We start from the raw sequence: 17040 nt of genomic DNA on the forward strand, positions 1-17040 counted from the left end.
TGACGTCTTGACTTTCGTTGTATTTTGCCTGTCGGAGACATTCTTCAGCGGGCAGGAGATCGTAAATCTCGGCTTGAGTCTTGTAGTGAGAGGATTGTGCGCACCATTTGCAGTTCTCCGGACACCGGCCGGACTTGGCGTTGATGATGGAACACATATCGAACTCGTGCGAAGCACAGGTGACGGTAATCTCATGCGCGGCGGCATAAAGCGCCTCGCTGTCGGCCATGTTGGCCAGCCAAGTGGCTTGGGCGGACGATATGTCGAAGCCTGCCAGTACTTGGTCTTTGATTTCTTGAAGTGTCATAAATGTATGATAAGGGATAGTTACTTTAGCATTCTGCTTGCGAAGAGCCACATCTACCACATTGGTATGCAGATGACCGATCTGAAATTCACGTCCCATACTCGCAAAGGCGGCATAGTTCTTCCTGCCCCAGTAGCGGAAGCGGGAAAGAAGGGAACGTGTGGTCTGTATGTAGCGTTGTTTCTTCATCAGGTTCTTGTTTTTTGAAGTTAAGAACGGGGCAAATGTACAAAGATTCTTTGGATAAGCAAGCGATACAATAATATACTGCAAATATACACCCTTACCTTGCATCGTTTATATACACCCTTTATCTTGTATTCTTTCTTCTATATTCCTTGCGTAAATTGAAATTGAATCCGACATATATCTGAAGCGTTCCGAACCCGTTGTCCAGTGAAAAATTATTCCGGTGGTAATTATAGTTCTTTCCGACAAATGAAGTGCCGACGAAATATTTTCCGTTATTATAGACAACTCCCGCACGGATCAGAAAGTCTAGGTTAAAATTGCCGTACCATGTCTTCCCTTCATGGGTTTCTGCATCTACATCGGAGGCTTTGTAGGCTATGGCGGGAGTGAGAGACAGGCATGCCAGACAGTTGCGGGCAAATACCCAGTTATAGGCATAACCGAAACTGATATTGGCATTGGTGTATTTTATATTGTTGACTTTCATGGCAGGATTCATCGCTTCCAGTATGAAAGCCGGAAGTTCTGCATAGTCGAACTCAAGATTATGTTTTGAAATGGAAAAGCCTGCGATAAACGAACCTGCATTCCTGCGCTGATTGGTTGACTGGCTGAAAGCGGCAGGGTAGGAGAATTTGCGGTTGTTGAAGATATAGTATAGGTTCAATCCCTTGATATCTACTTTTATTCCATTGAACTTTTCGGAGTAATTGGCGGGGACATCTTCCGGGAAACCGTTGATCTTATGAATCTTATAGTTGTTACCTGTGCGACGGTAGAAGATGTCCACTCCCAGCTTGGAACTGTATAGACTTAAATCGAACTCTGTTCCCTTGTTCCTTCGGTTGGTCTTCCGGTAAATGTCGTCCACGTCTACAGACCATCCCAGGAAGATCCATCGCCAGCCGAAGTACAATCCTATCTTGTTATGCGGATTGGGAGAGAAACTCAGCTTCTGCGGTTGGGGCAGATTGCTGGTAACGGAATAATATTCAAAGTTGCTGAAATGGGTAGTCATCAATGCGTAATTATACCGGTTGGGACTGATGTAAAGGGTGTCGAAGTCACTGAAATTCATGAACTTCCTGATCGCTCTCTTAAAAGCGCTTGGTTTGGCCGGTATCACAGAATCAGTTTGCAGACTATCGCTCATAAGGGTATCTCTCCTTTCAGCCTGGGCCTGTAAGGAGAGTGACAGAAACAGAAAAAGAGATAGAACAATTTGCTTCATCCTGTGATTTTTCGTTGTTATGATTGATGCTGTTCGTTTCACGAATGTACTACCTTTCGTTGATTTATACTAATAATCGTCTAAAAAATGTTTCGTTTCCTAAACAAATGAGATATGTATTCTGTTAGTTAGAACAAGCAAATAAATCCTAAGCCACAAAATTATGAGAATCTATTTACGTTTATTAGTGGCGTTTCTATTGCTTTCTGCCGGCAATGTAGTGTATGCAGAAGCACAACAAGAGAAACGCGTAACGGGTACTGTGACTTCTGAAGGAGAGCCTTTACCCGGTGTTTCCGTACAAGTGAAAGGGGCCTCTTCCGGCACCATTACCGATATCGATGGAAACTATTCAATTGAAGTCTCTGCCAATGGGACTATCGTGTTCCGCTTTGTAGGATTGCGGACAGTGGAACAAGCGGTGAACAACCGGAATGTGATCAATGTCACAATGGAATCGGAGAGCAAAGAACTGGAAGAAGTGATGGTTGTAGCTTATGCTACTGCCAAGAAATATAGTTTTACCGGAGCTGCCTCGACTATGAAGGCGGGAGAGATCGAGAAGTTACAGACTTCCAGCGTATCTCGTGTACTTGAAGGTACGGTATCCGGTGTGCAAGCCAGTGCCTCCAGCGGTCAACCCGGTACGGATGCCGAAATCCGTATTCGTGGTATCGGTTCGATCAATGCTTCCAGTGCCCCGTTGTATGTGGTTGATGGCGTACCTTTTGATGGCAGCGTCAACTCAATCAATCCTGACGACATTGCTTCCATGACTGTACTGAAAGATGCTGCATCTGCTGCTTTGTACGGTTCACGTGGTGCGAACGGTGTGATTATCATTACCACAAAGCAGGGACAGCAGGACTCGAAAGCTACTGTCAAGGTGAAAGCTACACTGGGTGGTTCCAGTCGTGCGGTACGTGATTATGACCGCGTCAATACTAATCAGTATTTCGAACTTTACTGGGAAGCGCTTCGCAACCAGTATGCCAAGAGCTCCGATTATACCCCTGCCACCGCAGCTGCGCAGGCTTCCAAAGACTTGGTTACAAAATTGATGGGAGGCGGTCCGAATCCTTACGGCACACAATATCCGCAACCTGTGGGGACAGACGGAAAGCTGGCAGCAGGTGCTCGTCCGTTATGGAACTCCGACTGGAGTGACGCGATGGAGCAGCAAGCGCTTCGTACCGAACTGAATCTGAGTGTTTCCGGTGGTGGAAAGGCTAATCAATACTTCTTTTCTGCCGGCTACCTGAACGATAAAGGTATTGCACTCGAATCCGGCTACCAACGTTTCAACCTTCGTTCGAACGTGACCAGTGAAATGACTTCCTGGCTGAAAGGAAGCATCAACCTGAGTTTTGCCCATTCCATGCAGAATTATCCGGTTTCTTCGGATTCCAAAACAAGCAACGTGATTACGGCAGGACGTACTATGCCCGGATTCTATCCTATTTATGAAATGAATACGGACGGCAGCTACAAGCTGGATGATAATGGGGATCGTATCTACGATTTCGGCTCATACCGTCCTTCCGGTTCTATGGCTAACTGGAATTTGCCGGCTACCTTGCCTTTGGATAAATCGGAACGGATGAAAGATGAATTTTCCGGTCGTACTTATCTCGAAGCTACGATCATCGAAGGGCTGAAATTCAAGACAAGTTTCAACTTCGACCTGATCAACTATAATACGCTGGATTATACGAATCCGAAAATCGGTCCGGCTCTGGAAAACGGAGGTGGTTCCAGCCGCTTGAACTCACGTACTTTTTCATGGACATGGAACAACATCGCGTCATATGATAAAACCATCGGTGATCATCACTTCAATGTGCTTGCCGGAATGGAAGCCTATTCGTACCGTTATGATGAACTGACTGCTTCACGTACGAAGATGGCACAGCCCGATATGCCCGAACTGGTAGTCGGCTCACAGTTGACAGGCGGTTCCGGTTATCGTATCGATTATGCTTTGGTGGGATATCTCACCCAGGCGCTTTATGACTATCAGAATAAATACTTTTTCTCCGCTTCCTTTCGTCGTGACGGTTCTTCCCGTTTTGCACCGGAGACTCGCTGGGGTAACTTCTGGTCTTTGGGAACTTCATGGCGTATCGACCGTGAAAGTTTTATGGCTTCCACTACCAACTGGCTTTCTGCTCTGACATTAAAGATGAGCTATGGTGCGCAGGGAAATGATAATCTGGGTACTTATTATGCAAGCAAGGGACTTTATACCATCGTTTCCAATCTCGGAGAGAATGCCTTGGTTTCCGACCGTATGGCTACTCCGAACCTGAAATGGGAGACGAACCTGAACTTTAACGTCGGCGTTGATTTCTCACTGTTTAACAACCGTTTTTCCGGTTCGTTCGACTTCTTTACGCGTCGTTCCAAAGACTTACTTTATTCCCGTCCGATCGCTCCTTCCTTAGGATATGGTTCTATTGATGAGAATGTAGGCGCATTGAAGAATACGGGTATCGAGATGGTGCTGAACGGAACGATTATCAATCAGAATGGATGGGTATGGAAACTCGGAATGAACCTGACGCATTATAAGAATAAGGTGACGGAACTTCCGCTGAAGGATATGCCGCAAAGTGGCGTAAATAAATTGCAGGTAGGACGGTCAGTCTATGACTTCTATATGAAAGAATGGGCGGGAGTAGACCCTGGCAACGGTAATCCGCTGTGGTATATGGATGAGAAAGATGCCAATGATAAGTTGACCGGAAAACGTGTCACAACAAGCGACTATGCTTCGGCAAATTATTATTACGTCAATAAATCTTCCCTCCCGAAAGTTTATGGCGGTTTTAATACATCGCTTTCATGGAAAGGGTTCGATCTGTCCGCCATCTTTGCTTATAGCATCGGCGGATATATCTACAACCGTGATATTACTATGATTCTGCACAACGGAAGTTTGGAAGGCCGTGACTGGTCTACGGAGATATTGAAGAGATGGACACCGGAAAACCGTTATACAGACGTGCCTGCTTTGAGCACTACTTCCAATAACTGGAACTCAGCTTCCACCCGTTTCTTGCAGAACAATTCATATATGAGACTGAAAAACCTGACGCTATCTTACGATCTGCCGAAACAGTGGATCAGCAAACTGGCATTGAGCAGTGTTCAGGTGTTTGTGCAGGGCGATAACCTGTTCACTATTCACCGGAATCAGGGACTTGACCCTGAACAGGGAATCACGGGTATCACTTATTACCGTTATCCGGCTATGCGAACTATTTCCGGAGGTATCAATCTATCTTTCTAAAATTACACGATATATGAAAAAGATAAAAATTCAATCTATACTTACTGCTGTTGCCGGACTGTTTCTGGCGACAAGTTGTAGCAGTAGCTTTCTGGATACGGAACCTACGGATGCGGTAAGCTCTGATCAGGTAGCAGTAGCCGGAAATGCAGAACGTCTCTTCAACGGAGCTTGGTATAACCTGTTTGAATACGGCACGACGTATGCCAATATTGGTTATCGGGCACTTCAATGTCAGGATGATATGATGGCAAGCGATGTTGTCTCCCGTCCGAAATATGGGTTCAATTCTTCCTATCAGTTTAATGATGTGGCGATTCCTTCCGATGGAAGAACTTCGTTTGCCTGGTATCTGATCTATAAGACAATTGATAACTGCAACACTGCCATTTCGATTAAGGGTGACTCCGAGGAACTTCGGCAGGCACAGGGACAGGCATTGGCTTTGCGTGCCTTTTGTTATCTGCATTTGGTACAGCATTATCAGTTTACATATTTGAAAGATAAAGATGCTCCCTGTGTGCCTATATATACGGAACCGACTACAAGCGGTACCAAGCCGAAAGGCAAATCGACAGTGGCGCAAGTTTATCAGCAGATCTTTGATGATTTGAATCTTGCACAGGATTATCTGACAAACTACGTCCGCAAGGGAGACGGGCAGAAATTCAAACCGAATACGGATGTTGTCAACGGTCTTATGGCACGTGCTTACTTATTGACAGGACAATGGGGAGAGGCCGCCAAAGCTGCCGAAGCTGCACGCAAAGGATATTCATTAATGACTACCACTGCCGAGTACGAAGGTTTTAATAATATTTCCAATAAGGAATGGATTTGGGGATCTCCTCAAACACTTTCGCAATCGGATGCAAGTTATAATTTCTACTATCTGGATGCAACGTATGTCGGAGCTTACAGTAGCTTTATGGCCGACCCGCACTTGATGGATACTTTTGTTAAAGGTGACATCCGTCTGCCTCTTTTCCAATGGATGCGTGAAGGATATCTGGGTTATAAGAAATTCCATATGCGTTCGGATGATACTGCAGATCTGGTACTGATGCGTTCGGCAGAAATGTATCTGATAGAAGCGGAAGCCAAGGTCAGAGATGGAGTAGCACTGGATCAGGCTGTTGCCCCATTGAATACATTACGTACTGCCCGTGGCGTAGGTAATTATGATGTGACAGGGAAAACAAAAGAGCAGGTGATTGACGAAATTCTGATGGAGCGCCGACGCGAACTTTGGGGAGAAGGATTCGGTATAACGGATGTACTCCGTAATCAGAAGGCGGTAGAACGCATGGCTTTATCTGAGGATATGCAGAAAACGGAAGTGGATTGCTGGCAGGAAGGCGGCAGTTTTGCGAAAAGAAATCCGTTAGGACATTGGTTCCTTAATTTTCCGGATGGTAAAGCGTTCTCAGCGAACAGTTCTTATTATCTGTATGCTATCCCTGAAAAAGAGATTAATGCAAACCCTAACTTATAAATAGCTCTCTTAATTTTTTGACTTTGACCTTAACCTTAACTTGTAGACCGGTATACGTCGTGACGATGCATACCGGTCGTTTTTTTATACCTGTATCTTCTGTTTCTTTAAATTGGGCAAAAAGAACGTGACTAATCCCAATAACGGCATATAAGCGCAAACGTTATAAACCGACTCAATTCCAAATTTATCAGCCATATTGCCAAGTACAGCCGAAGCGATACCTGCTACTCCAAAGGCAAAACCAAAGAAAAGACCGGAAATCAACCCTAACTTGGTAGGGAGCAGCTCTTGCGCATAAAGCAGGATAGCCGGAAAAGCAGACGAAAGCATCAGCCCTACACAAAAACTTAAAATGATGGTCCATGCTAAAGTGGCATGCGGCATCAGTAAGCTAAAAGGTGCAGCTCCTAAGATAGAAGCCCAAATCACATATTTACGTCCTACACGGTCGCCGATAGGACCACCGAGCAATGTTCCGATAGCAGTAGCTACCAGAAAAATAAATAAGTATAATTGAGATTCCTGTACAGTTACATTGAATTTATGAATCAAATAGAATGTATAATAACTGGTAAGGCTTGCCATATAGATATACTTTGAGAAGATTAATATCAGTAGGATTCCGATAGATAAAGCAGTCTTATCCATCGGTAAAGGCAAATGTACAGCCTTTTTTACTGTAGCCTTTTGCTCTTTTATTCGGTTGAGATAAGATTTGTACCATTTGCAGATCGGATACATGACACCGATAGCAGCCAAAGCAAAAAGTGTGAAAACGGCCAGATGCTCTCTGCCATAAGGGGCCACCAGCAAAGCCACCAATAAAGGGCCTAGTGAACCTCCTAAATTGCCTCCTACCTGAAATAACGATTGTGCCAGTCCCCGTTTTCCACCCGAAGCAAGAAAAGTAATACGCGATGCCTCCGGATGCAAGACGGAAGAACCGATTCCGATCAGAAAAACAGAGATCAGCATCCAATAAAGATTGTTGGAGAATGCCAGATTGATCATTCCTATCATTGTAAAGCTCATTCCGATAGGTAGTGACCAGGCAACGGGATGTTTATCGAAGATGATTCCGGTGATTGGCTGGAATACCGAAGCCGAGAGTTGATAAACCAGTGTGATAAGGCCGATCTGTGCAAAGTTGAGTCCCAAATCGTCTTTGAATAATGGATAGGCTGCCGATATAACGGACTGCAAAAGATCATTGAGACAATGCGAAAGGCTTAATGCAATGAGGATAGAAAACGTAATTCTTCCTACGGGTTGTTCCTGATTCTGTACCATAATACCTATTCTTTTGAAATGTTCCTGAAAAAATGGCTGCAAAGGTACGTAAACTTCCCGTTTCTCAATATATTTGTCACTATTAAATCTATAAGTAATGAAGAAAGTAGTAGTAGCGATGGATTCTTTCAAAGGGTGTTTTTCCTCATCAGAGGCGGAAAAGGCGGTGGAAGAAGGCATAAAGCTGGTTTGTCCGGATTGTGAAGTCATTCGTTTTCCGATAGCCGACGGAGGTGAGGGAATATTGACTGTCTTGGTAGAAGCAACACGAGGCACTTATCAGAAGATCATAGCGAATGATCCTTTGATGCGCCCGATAGAAACCACTTATGGAGTTTCGGGTGATAAACGCGTTGCTTTTATTGAGATGGCCACCGTGAATGGTCTGCCGCTATTATCAGAAACTGAACGAAATCCAATGCTGACCACTACTTATGGAACCGGTGAATTGATATTGCACGCTATTGAACAGGGATATCGGGAATTTGTCATTGGTATCGGAGGAAGTGCTACGAATGATGCCGGAGTAGGTATGTTACAAGCATTAGGAGCCCGATTTCTCAATAAGGATGGAGCAGTCTTGGGAGAAGGAGGCGAAATCCTGCATCGAATTGCCGCTATTGATTTTTCTTCCGTTCACCCTGCACTTGAAGATACTCGTTTCACGATAGCCTGTGATGTACGAAATCCCTTTTGTGGTCCGGAAGGCGCTGCGCATGTTTTTGCCCGGCAGAAGGGGGCGGATGATGCAATGATAGAGAAATTAGATGCGGGTATGCAGTCTTTTTCCCGATTGATCCATTCAACTACCGGAAGAGAAATCACTCACGTTCCCGGAGCAGGAGCTGCCGGAGGCTTGGGAGGTGCTTTTCTTGCTTTTCTGAATGCTGAACTAAAGCCCGGCATTGATTTACTGCTCCAAACATTGAAATTTAGTGAGAAAATAAAAGGTGCTGATCTGATCATAACCGGTGAGGGGAGAACAGACCGTCAATCTTTAATGGGAAAAGTACCTTCCGGAATATTAGAAGAGGCGAAACGACAAGGGATACCGGTCATTGTTGTGGCAGGCAGCATAGAGGATACGGAAATTCTGAATCAGGCAGGTTTTCAAGGTCTCTTTTCTATCATTCCTTCGCCCATGTCTTTAGAAACAGCCATGAAGCCGGAAGTCGCTAAGAAAAACATTTGCCGGACTGTTGCCCAAATTATCTCTTTAGTGAATTTATAGTGGCGTTTGGAGTGTAAATTGTCGTTAATTCATTTTTTGACTTACTGAACTATTCGTGGTACTTGATGTTGTTAAATAAAAAGGAGGATAAAATGGGCTTTATTTGGTATATTATTATTGGTATTATAGCCGGCTTTCTTGCAGGTAAGATAATGCGTGGCGGAGGTTTTGGCCTTATTATAAATTTGTTACTTGGTATTCTCGGAGGAGTGCTGGGTGGTTGGGTATTTGCCCTTTTCGGACTTGCGGCTTCGGGATTGATTGGAAGTTTGATAACTTCTACCGTAGGAGCTATTCTGGTATTATGGATTGCTTCTTTATTCTCGAAATCTAAATAAAGATTTTATATAATTTATTTTTAATCTAAAAACAGAACTTAATTATGGAATGTAGACATGGAAATTTCTGGATTGGACTTGGAATTGGTTCAATCCTTGGTGCAGTAGCTTATCGTCTTTCACGTACAGCAAAAGCCAGACAGTTGGAAAGTGATATTTATAACGCTATTCACCGTATCGGTCGTGATGCTGAAATAGCAGCAGCCGAAGCTGAAAGAAAAGCAATGAATCTTGGCTTAAAAGCTGTTGAAACAGGAGCTAAGGTCGCAGATAAAGTAGCTGAAGAGGCTGATAAAGCAGTTGGAAAAGCAAAAGAAAAATGGGAGAAATAATCATCCTTGAAAGTGGTAATCAGGTTTAAAATAACTGGTTATCACTTTTCTTTTGTACTTATAGCTTCCTTCTTGAAAATCTACCTTAACCGGATACTGTCACTATCCTTCATATCTGCTTTTGCATAGAATAATCAGTGTGTGTCCGTACACATTTTACCTTTTATATCCCTCTTTTTTGTTCTTTTTACAGATAAAAAGATTTTCTGTCATGGTGTTTATTACCTCCCAAACGAATATTTGATGGCTTTTTCCACTCTTTTTCTTATGTTTAACAACATACGTATTACTTTCCTTTCTTTATTAAATATTTGAATATCATATTTATAGCATTTTTTTATAGTAGAGCGTGTGTGCGCACACACTTTTGCTTAATTCAATAATTCATTTTACATTTGTCGTCGAAAAACAAGATACTTATCAGTATATGGACAAAGAATTCTCAAATATTCGTATTGTAGACATCGCCAAGATGGCGGGAGTCTCTGTCGGTACGGTAGACCGGGTGATTCATAATCGTGGACGGGTATCTGAAGAGAACAGGAAGAAAGTCCAGACTATTCTGGAGATGGTTCATTATCAGCCGAATCTGATGGCGCGTTCGTTGGCGTCTAAAAAACAATATCATTTTGTGGCAATTACTCCTTCTTTTACGCACGGAGAATATTGGGAAGCTATTTCTGAGGGTATTGATAAGGCGGCTTCAGAGATGGAATCTTATAATATAACGATCACTAAACTCTTTTTCGATCAATACAATAACAAAACTTTTGATGATATTGTCCGCAATCTGTTGGATGAAAAAGTAGATGGGGTATTGATTGCAACACTGTTTACCGACTCTGTTATACGGCTTTCGCAAGAACTCGACAGGAATGAAATTCCCTATGTTTATGTTGACTCCAATATTGAAGGGCAACATCAGTTGGCATATTTCGGGACGGAGTCTTATGATGCCGGAGTGATTGCTGCGCGATTATTGACAGACAAGATTTCTTCGACTTCGGATATCCTGATGGCACGAATTATTCATAGTGGAAAAAACGACTCAAATCAAGGTAAGAACCGGAGAGAAGGCTTTTGTCACTATCTGAAAGAAACAGGATTTACCGGAAATTTGCATGAAGTAGAATTGAAAATCAATGATTCTGTTTACAATTTTATCAAGCTGGACGAAATCTTTGAAGCGAATGCAACTATAGAAGGAGGAATTATCTTTAATTCAACTTGCTACATCTTAGGAAACTACCTGAAAGCAAGAGGAATGCAAAAAGTAAAATTGGTTGGCTACGATCTTATTGAAAGGAATACTCAACTGCTCTCCGATGGCGTTATCACTGCATTAGTAGCACAGCGTCCCGAACGACAAGGATATGATGGTATCAAATCATTATGCAATCATCTGCTGTTCAAGCAGAACCCCGAAAAGGTGAACCTGATGCCGATTGATATTCTTCTAAAAGAAAATCTGAAATATTATCTGAACAATAAGTTATAAACCATATAAATAAAAAAGAACCATGAACGAATTATTTAACGTAAAGGACAAAGTTGTTGTTATCACCGGTGGAGCCGGAATCTTAGGTAAGGGTATCGCTGCATACTTAGCTAAAGAAGGAGCCAAAGTAGTTGTACTCGATAGAAGCGAAGAAGCAGGTAAGGCGTTGGTAGAAAGTATCAAGGCTGAAGGAAATGAAGCTATGTTCCTGTATACGGACGTAATGGACAAAGAAGTGCTGGAAGGTAACAAAGTGGAGATCATGAAAGCCTATGGCCGTATTGACGTATTACTGAACGCTGCCGGAGGTAATATGGCAGGCGCAACAATTGCTCCGGACAAAACTTTCTTTGACTTGCAGATTGATGCTTTTAAGAAAGTGGTGGATCTGAATCTGTTTGGTACGGTATTGCCTACAATGGTATTTGCTGAAATCATGGTAGAACAGAAGAAAGGTTCTATCGTAAACTTCTGTTCCGAATCAGCTCTTCGTCCGTTGACACGTGTGGTTGGTTACGGAGCTGCAAAAGCTGCTATTGCTAACTTCACTAAATATATGGCTGGCGAACTGGCTTTGAAATTCGGTAACGGTCTGCGTGTAAATGCTATCGCTCCGGGATTCTTCCTGACTGACCAGAACCGTGCGCTGTTGACAAATCCTGATGGTTCTCTGACTGACCGTTCCAAGACAATTCTTGCTCATACTCCGTTCAATCGTTTCGGTGAACCGGAAGATCTTTACGGAACTATTCATTATCTGATCAGTGATGCTTCTAACTTCGTAACAGGTACAGTAGCTGTTATCGACGGAGGTTTCGACGCATTCTCCATTTAATACCTATTACTTATTACCTATTACTTAATACTTATCATATTATGTATCTATGTGAACAAACTTGGCGCTGGTATGGTCCGAATGACCCAGTAAGCTTGTGGGATATCAAACAGGCAGGCGCTACCGGTATAGTAAACGCACTTCATCACATTCCGAACGGCGAAGTGTGGACAGTAGAAGAAATCATGAAGCGTAAGCAAATGATTGAAGAAGTGGGCCTGACTTGGTCTGTTGTAGAAAGTGTACCTGTGCACGAACATATCAAGACACAGACCGGTGATTTCTTGAAATATATTGAAAACTATAAGGAAAGCATCCGTAATCTGGCTAAATGTGGTGTAATGGTAGTTACCTATAACTTTATGCCTGTATTGGACTGGACACGTACGGACCTTGCCTATACAATGCCTGACGGTTCTAAGGCTCTTCGCTTTGAGAGGGCGGCCTTCCTTGCTTTCGACTTCTTTATTCTGAAACGTCCGAATGCTGAAAAAGACTATACTCCGGAAGAAATAGCTAAAGCAAAAGCCCGTTTCGAACAAATGAGTGAAGACGATAAGAAATTATTGGTTCGTAATATGATTGCCGGACTTCCGGGATCGGAAGAAAGTTTCACTGTAGAACAGTTCCAGGAAGCATTGGATCGTTATAATGATATCGATGCTGAGAAACTTCGTGCTAACTTGATCTTCTTCCTGAAAGAAATTGCGCCTGTGGCTGATGAGGTAGGAGTGAAGCTGGTGATTCATCCGGACGATCCTCCTTATACAATTTTAGGTTTACCGCGTATTCTAAGTACGGAAGAAGACTTTAAAAAACTGATTGAAGCCGTTCCTAACGAATCTAACGGTCTTTGCTTGTGTACAGGTTCTTTCGGTGTACGTGCTGACAATGACCTTGCAGGTATGATGGAGCGTTTTGGCGATCGTGTCAACTTTGTACACTTGCGTAGTACACAGCGTGACGAAGAAGGAAACTTCTATGAAGCTAACCACTTGGAAGGAAATGTAGATATGTACAACGTAATGAAGAGCCTGATTCTTCTGCAACAACGTCGTAAATGTTCTATCGCTATGCGTCCGGACCACGGTCATCAGATGATTGATGATCTGAAGAAGAAGACAAATCCGGGATATTCCTGCTTAGGCCGCCTTCGTGGATTGGCAGAACTTCGCGGTTTGGAAATGGGTATTGCAAAGTCTATTCTATAAGCAGAATTCATAATTAGCAATCTATTTTAAAGACACTACGGCTATTATTGACAGTAATAATAGTGGTAGTGTTTTTTATATTGCTCATTTACGGAGCTTTCGTATTAAAATAAGCTTCCGGTGTGCAAATCAACTTTTGGCTTTTTAGGCTCGGGGATGATGAGCAAGGCTATTTGTGCACAAGCCTCAGCATCGGCGAGAGCATGGTGATGATTGGTTAAATCATATCCGCATCGGGCTGCCACCGTATGTAGCTGATGATTGGGCAACTCTTTTCCAAACACTTTCCGTGAAGTGCGGCAAGTACAATAAAACTTATAATTGGGATAAGTCATTTCGTATAGCTCGTGAACAGCTTTCAGACAGCCCTCATCAAAAGGACTGTTGTGGGCAACAAGCGGAAGACCGTCTATAAGCGGTTTTATTTCTGCCCATACATCAGGAAAATCTTCCGCTTCTTCCGTATCTGCGTAAGTCAGTCCGTGAACAGCTGTTGTCCATTGCGTATAATAGTTGGGGCAAGGACGGATCAGACGATAGATTTTCTTAACGATTTTTCCGTTCCTCACGATGACAACCCCTACGCTGCATACGCTGGTGCGCTTTCCGTTGGCTGTTTCAAAGTCGATAGCTGCAAAGTCCTTCATGCGTTTTGCTGTTTTTTGAAACACAAATGTACATGATATTTTTTGCAAAATACATGAATTAGCATTTATTCTCTTTATATTTGCGTATAAAATAGACCAATGTACACAGAATATCAGCCCTCTCGTCTACTCGCTCCCTATATCGATAATTATTGGGAATTTAAGGGAACTCCGGAATATGGCATGCGTATCCATATTTTGCCGGATGGTTGTACCGATTTTATTTTTACGTTGGGAGAAGCAGTGAGTAAGGTAAAAGAAGAAACGCTGGTCATGCAGCCTTATCGTTCTTACTTTGTGGGTCCGATGACGAAATATTCGGAGCTTGTCACTTATGCCGAATTCGTTCATCAGTTTGGCGTTCGTTTTCTGCCTTGTGGGTTATCCGGATTTACAAAGTTGCCTTTGCATGAGTTTGCGAATTACAGAGTCAGTACGAATGAAATGCAGGCGGTTTTTGACAGTACCTTTATCGAGAGGTTATGTGAGCAGAATGATGTCCGGGGACGGATTCAGGTCGTTGAAGAATATCTCCTGGCGTATCTTGCACATAACTATCAGCCTGTTGATACCCAAGTTGCCGCAGCGGTGAATATAATCAATCAGTCCGCAGGGAAGCGTTCTGTTCGTAGTCTGATGGATGAGGTATGCCTGTGCCAGCGTCATTTTGAACGGAAGTTTAAATATAACACCGGATTCACCCCTAAAGAATATAGCCGCATTGTTAAATTCAAGAATGCAGTAGAATTACTGAGAAACACGACCTCTGTCAACCTGCTGACTACTGCCATCGACGCAGGATATTATGACCTGGCACATTTTTCAAAAGAAATCAAAACATTGTCGGGCAATACTCCTACATCATTTCTTTCACTCACACTTCCGGAGGATATAACGCTGACCTATATCGAACCGTAGCCCCCAAGTTAGTAAAAGTCGATTTTTTACAATAGAACGGATATCTGTGCCGTTATCTTTGTGGTGAAATAAAATAAATACAATAAGATTATGTCAACAAAAACTATGAAAGAGAAAGCGGCGGAGTTATTGCAGAAATGCGAAGTTGTCACCCTTGCTTCTGTGAACAAGGAAGGCTATCCCCGTCCTGTGCCAATGAGTAAAATTGCAGCAGAAGGAATTTCCACTATCTGGATGTCCACCGGAGCGGATTCATTAAAGACTATTGATTTTTTATCGAATCCGAAAGCAGGATTATGTTTTCAGGAGAAGGGGGACAGTGTGGCATTGATGGGAGAAGTGGAAGTCGTGACAGACGAGAAACTGAAGCAGGAACTTTGGCAGGACTGGTTTATCGAACACTTTCCCGGTGGTCCTACAGATCCGGGCTATGTATTGCTAAAGTTCACCGCCAATCACGCAACCTACTGGATTGAAGGTACCTTTATTCATAAAAAGCTTGACTAATCTTGATTTGGAGCGATTATAAAATTGACAGGTAACGGTACATTTGTGTACGAAAAAAGAGAAAGACATTCCCAAAGTAAGGACTGTTTTTCTCTTTTATGTTTAGGCTGGAAGACGTGTTTTTCGTCTATTTGGCATTCATTTAGAATTCAAACTTTTCCAGTTTCATTTCAGCTAATTCCTGAATGATACCTACGTATTGTGCAAAATGAGCGGTTTTTTCGTGTGCTGCCAATACTTCAGCATTCTGCCATGTTTCGCAAATCATGAAAACATCACGGCGGGTACTGCTTTCAAAAGTATCGTAAGCAATGCATCCTTCTTCTTTCAAAGAGCAGGCAGTCAGTTCTTTTGCTGCCTCAATCGCTTTTTCGCGGTTTGTTTCGTTTACACGAACAAAAACATTTAATCTGATCATAGTTCTTTTATTATTTATGTGATTAAAAAGAATGGTTTCATCACTGTGTTTGTGAAGAACCGAAGGCAAAGATAGTATTTTTCTGTAGCTTCCCGCAGGCTGTTTTCAAATTTTCATATAAACTTCACATAATCATAAAAAATCAGTTATATTTGCATCTGAATTCTAAAAGCAACTATTTTGGGCACCATTCTTAAATTTGTTATAGCTTAATATTAGCCTCATAAACCACAGGCTAATTTCTTTCGTTTGAGTACTTCTACTTGAACCGGTTTTTCATTTTATCAATTTTATTATTCACTGCATCGTTTTTTTAAGACGAGTGCAATTTGGTATTCAGGCTTTTAGTCAGACTCCTTTTGACGGTTCGAAAGCTGTGGGTACATTGAGAATGAATGGAAAATTTCGTAAGAAATAGTAAGCTGAACATAGAAAAAGAAATTAAAAGGATTGAGCAACAGCCGATTGCCCTTCTCGAGCGGATAAAGCAGATAATAGATGTCATACAGACATCACTTACTTTGCTGAAAAGGGCAGTTGCCGAATATCAATTTCAGAATCCTGAAGAAGAAATTCAGTTCTTTAAAGTCTGGAAACCGCAGATTTCCGGCTTGCTGATGTTTTATATCCGTTTATATCAGATTGAAAAGAACCGTGTCGGCAAATCCCTGTCGGCTCAATGTAAATATTTAAAGATGGAGCTGGAAAATATACAGAAGTCATTTTTGAATAATAGCTTCTATGATTATTATCGTGCCGGTCAGACCGAACTTGATAACCAATATTTTATCCGTGAGAATTATGATATTCTTTCCGATGTTCATTGTCATTTGCTGGACAGGGATTCTTCTTTTACCACCTTACACGATTCAAGCGTTGCAATGATTCTGGCGAATAGTCATTTGATAGAATATGTATCAGACGAGATCGATTCGCTGTCAGACAAACTGCATCTTAAATTCACCTCCATAGTAGACAGTAAGTTGCTGCAATGGACGGATAGTAAAGTCGCCTTGGTTGAATTCATCTATGCGATCTATGCGGGCAAATGCTTTAATAATGGAAATACCAGTCTGAAAGACATCGCTTTTTGTTGCGAGATACTTTTCAATATCGAGATTGGGGACTTTTATCGTATCTTCTTGGAAATTAGGAATCGGAAGAAGAGCAGGACACAATTTCTTGATAAGTTGAAGGATAAAATACAGAAGATGATGGAGGAGCTCGACGGATAAATTTCACGCCATCTTGTGACATCTTGTGAATTTTATAAATGGCTTATATCCAACTTTGCT

15 protein-coding genes and 1 pseudogene are annotated in these 17040 nt (G+C 42.5%); 11 read left to right on the plus strand and 5 right to left on the minus strand.

From position 1 onward, the window contains the following. Both HMPREF9007_RS0125245 and HMPREF9007_RS08805 read right to left on the minus strand, forming a co-directional pair. Positions 1–496 (minus strand): annotated as a pseudogene (locus HMPREF9007_RS0125245) (biotin biosynthesis bifunctional protein BioAB); the annotation flags it as partial. A gap of 121 nt (positions 497–617) precedes the next feature. Next, a complete protein-coding gene (locus tag HMPREF9007_RS08805) occupies positions 618–1730 on the minus strand; it encodes a DUF4421 domain-containing protein (RefSeq protein WP_011107781.1) in 1113 nt (370 codons plus the stop codon). Positions 1731–1893: 163 nt separating this feature from the next. Between HMPREF9007_RS08805 and HMPREF9007_RS08800 the strand changes: the two genes are divergently transcribed. Next, positions 1894–5022, plus strand: coding sequence for a TonB-dependent receptor (locus HMPREF9007_RS08800; protein ID WP_008762336.1), 3129 nt, complete (start codon positions 1894–1896; stop codon positions 5020–5022). Positions 5023–5035: 13 nt separating this feature from the next. Beyond that, positions 5036–6517, plus strand: coding sequence for a RagB/SusD family nutrient uptake outer membrane protein (locus HMPREF9007_RS08795; RefSeq protein ID WP_008762337.1), 1482 nt, complete (start codon positions 5036–5038; stop codon positions 6515–6517). A gap of 84 nt (positions 6518–6601) precedes the next feature. Here the strand turns inward: HMPREF9007_RS08795 and HMPREF9007_RS08790 are convergent, their stop codons facing one another. Beyond that, positions 6602–7810 (minus strand): MFS transporter, encoded by a 1209-nt coding sequence (locus tag HMPREF9007_RS08790; RefSeq protein WP_008762338.1) that lies wholly within the window; start codon positions 7808–7810, stop codon positions 6602–6604. 97 nt (positions 7811–7907) lie between these two features. On the opposite strand from HMPREF9007_RS08790, the gene HMPREF9007_RS08785 reads away from it, so the two are divergent. From HMPREF9007_RS08785 to uxuA, 6 genes are all read left to right on the plus strand, one after another. Beyond that, positions 7908–9041: a glycerate kinase gene (locus HMPREF9007_RS08785; RefSeq protein ID WP_008762339.1), complete on the plus strand. Its 1134-nt coding sequence runs from the start codon at positions 7908–7910 to the stop codon at positions 9039–9041. 92 nt (positions 9042–9133) lie between these two features. After that, positions 9134–9379 carry a GlsB/YeaQ/YmgE family stress response membrane protein gene (locus HMPREF9007_RS08780; protein WP_008764857.1) on the plus strand — a complete coding sequence of 82 codons (246 nt, stop codon included), beginning with the start codon at positions 9134–9136 and terminating at the stop codon, positions 9377–9379. Between the two features lie 44 nt (positions 9380–9423). Next, positions 9424–9711 carry a YtxH domain-containing protein gene (locus HMPREF9007_RS08775; RefSeq protein WP_008762341.1) on the plus strand — a complete coding sequence of 96 codons (288 nt, stop codon included), beginning with the start codon at positions 9424–9426 and terminating at the stop codon, positions 9709–9711. Between the two features lie 427 nt (positions 9712–10138). After that, complete coding sequence (locus tag HMPREF9007_RS08770) at positions 10139–11209, plus strand: substrate-binding domain-containing protein (RefSeq protein ID WP_008762342.1); 1071 nt, start codon at positions 10139–10141, stop codon at positions 11207–11209. A 22-nt stretch (positions 11210–11231) separates the two neighbouring features. After that, positions 11232–12044 (plus strand): SDR family oxidoreductase, encoded by an 813-nt coding sequence (locus HMPREF9007_RS08765; RefSeq protein WP_008762343.1) that lies wholly within the window; start codon positions 11232–11234, stop codon positions 12042–12044. 41 nt (positions 12045–12085) lie between these two features. Further along, complete coding sequence (gene uxuA / locus HMPREF9007_RS08760; protein WP_008762344.1) at positions 12086–13255, plus strand: mannonate dehydratase; 1170 nt, start codon at positions 12086–12088, stop codon at positions 13253–13255. A gap of 104 nt (positions 13256–13359) precedes the next feature. Here uxuA and HMPREF9007_RS08755 read toward each other — a convergent pair whose 3' ends face one another. Beyond that, the gene (locus tag HMPREF9007_RS08755) at positions 13360–13902 is read right to left on the minus strand and encodes an exonuclease domain-containing protein (RefSeq protein WP_008762345.1); all 543 of its coding nucleotides are present in this window, start codon (positions 13900–13902) and stop codon (positions 13360–13362) included. Positions 13903–14001: 99 nt separating this feature from the next. Here HMPREF9007_RS08755 and HMPREF9007_RS08750 point away from each other — a divergent pair, with 99 nt between their 5' ends. Together HMPREF9007_RS08750 and HMPREF9007_RS08745 are read left to right on the plus strand one after the other, a co-directional pair. Further along, positions 14002–14820, plus strand: a complete 819-nt coding sequence (locus HMPREF9007_RS08750) for a DUF6597 domain-containing transcriptional factor (protein WP_008762346.1) — start codon at positions 14002–14004, stop codon at positions 14818–14820. Between the two features lie 90 nt (positions 14821–14910). Further along, the gene (locus HMPREF9007_RS08745; RefSeq protein ID WP_008762347.1) at positions 14911–15327 is read left to right on the plus strand and encodes a pyridoxamine 5'-phosphate oxidase family protein; all 417 of its coding nucleotides are present in this window, start codon (positions 14911–14913) and stop codon (positions 15325–15327) included. Between the two features lie 142 nt (positions 15328–15469). Here HMPREF9007_RS08745 and HMPREF9007_RS08740 read toward each other — a convergent pair whose 3' ends face one another. Next, entirely contained in the window at positions 15470–15745 is a 276-nt protein-coding gene (locus HMPREF9007_RS08740; RefSeq protein ID WP_008762348.1) for an antibiotic biosynthesis monooxygenase, read from the minus strand. Between the two features lie 395 nt (positions 15746–16140). Between HMPREF9007_RS08740 and HMPREF9007_RS08735 the strand changes: the two genes are divergently transcribed. After that, positions 16141–16980 (plus strand): RteC domain-containing protein, encoded by an 840-nt coding sequence (locus HMPREF9007_RS08735; RefSeq protein WP_008762349.1) that lies wholly within the window; start codon positions 16141–16143, stop codon positions 16978–16980. Positions 16981–17040: the final 60 nt, after the last annotated feature.

The organism is Bacteroides sp. 1_1_14, from assembly GCF_000162515.1.
Lineage (GTDB): Bacteria > Bacteroidota > Bacteroidia > Bacteroidales > Bacteroidaceae > Bacteroides > Bacteroides thetaiotaomicron.

What these genes read in the sequence shown, in the direction of transcription:
- HMPREF9007_RS08770 (WP_008762342.1), top strand. Translation starts at nt 10,139, where the DNA reads ATGGACAAAGAATTCTCAAATATTCGTATTGTAGACATCGCCAAGATG.
- HMPREF9007_RS08805 (WP_011107781.1), bottom strand. Translation starts at nt 1,730, where the DNA reads ATGAAGCAAATTGTTCTATCTCTTTTTCTGTTTCTGTCACTCTCCTTA.
- HMPREF9007_RS08775 (WP_008762341.1), top strand. Translation starts at nt 9,424, where the DNA reads ATGGAATGTAGACATGGAAATTTCTGGATTGGACTTGGAATTGGTTCA.
- HMPREF9007_RS08765 (WP_008762343.1), top strand. Translation starts at nt 11,232, where the DNA reads ATGAACGAATTATTTAACGTAAAGGACAAAGTTGTTGTTATCACCGGT.
- HMPREF9007_RS08790 (WP_008762338.1), bottom strand. Translation starts at nt 7,810, where the DNA reads ATGGTACAGAATCAGGAACAACCCGTAGGAAGAATTACGTTTTCTATC.
- HMPREF9007_RS08745 (WP_008762347.1), top strand. Translation starts at nt 14,911, where the DNA reads ATGTCAACAAAAACTATGAAAGAGAAAGCGGCGGAGTTATTGCAGAAA.
- uxuA (WP_008762344.1), top strand. Translation starts at nt 12,086, where the DNA reads ATGTATCTATGTGAACAAACTTGGCGCTGGTATGGTCCGAATGACCCA.
- HMPREF9007_RS08750 (WP_008762346.1), top strand. Translation starts at nt 14,002, where the DNA reads ATGTACACAGAATATCAGCCCTCTCGTCTACTCGCTCCCTATATCGAT.
- HMPREF9007_RS08795 (WP_008762337.1), top strand. Translation starts at nt 5,036, where the DNA reads ATGAAAAAGATAAAAATTCAATCTATACTTACTGCTGTTGCCGGACTG.
- HMPREF9007_RS08800 (WP_008762336.1), top strand. Translation starts at nt 1,894, where the DNA reads ATGAGAATCTATTTACGTTTATTAGTGGCGTTTCTATTGCTTTCTGCC.
- HMPREF9007_RS08755 (WP_008762345.1), bottom strand. Translation starts at nt 13,902, where the DNA reads ATGAAGGACTTTGCAGCTATCGACTTTGAAACAGCCAACGGAAAGCGC.
- HMPREF9007_RS08780 (WP_008764857.1), top strand. Translation starts at nt 9,134, where the DNA reads ATGGGCTTTATTTGGTATATTATTATTGGTATTATAGCCGGCTTTCTT.
- HMPREF9007_RS08740 (WP_008762348.1), bottom strand. Translation starts at nt 15,745, where the DNA reads ATGATCAGATTAAATGTTTTTGTTCGTGTAAACGAAACAAACCGCGAA.
- HMPREF9007_RS08735 (WP_008762349.1), top strand. Translation starts at nt 16,141, where the DNA reads ATGGAAAATTTCGTAAGAAATAGTAAGCTGAACATAGAAAAAGAAATT.
- HMPREF9007_RS08785 (WP_008762339.1), top strand. Translation starts at nt 7,908, where the DNA reads ATGAAGAAAGTAGTAGTAGCGATGGATTCTTTCAAAGGGTGTTTTTCC.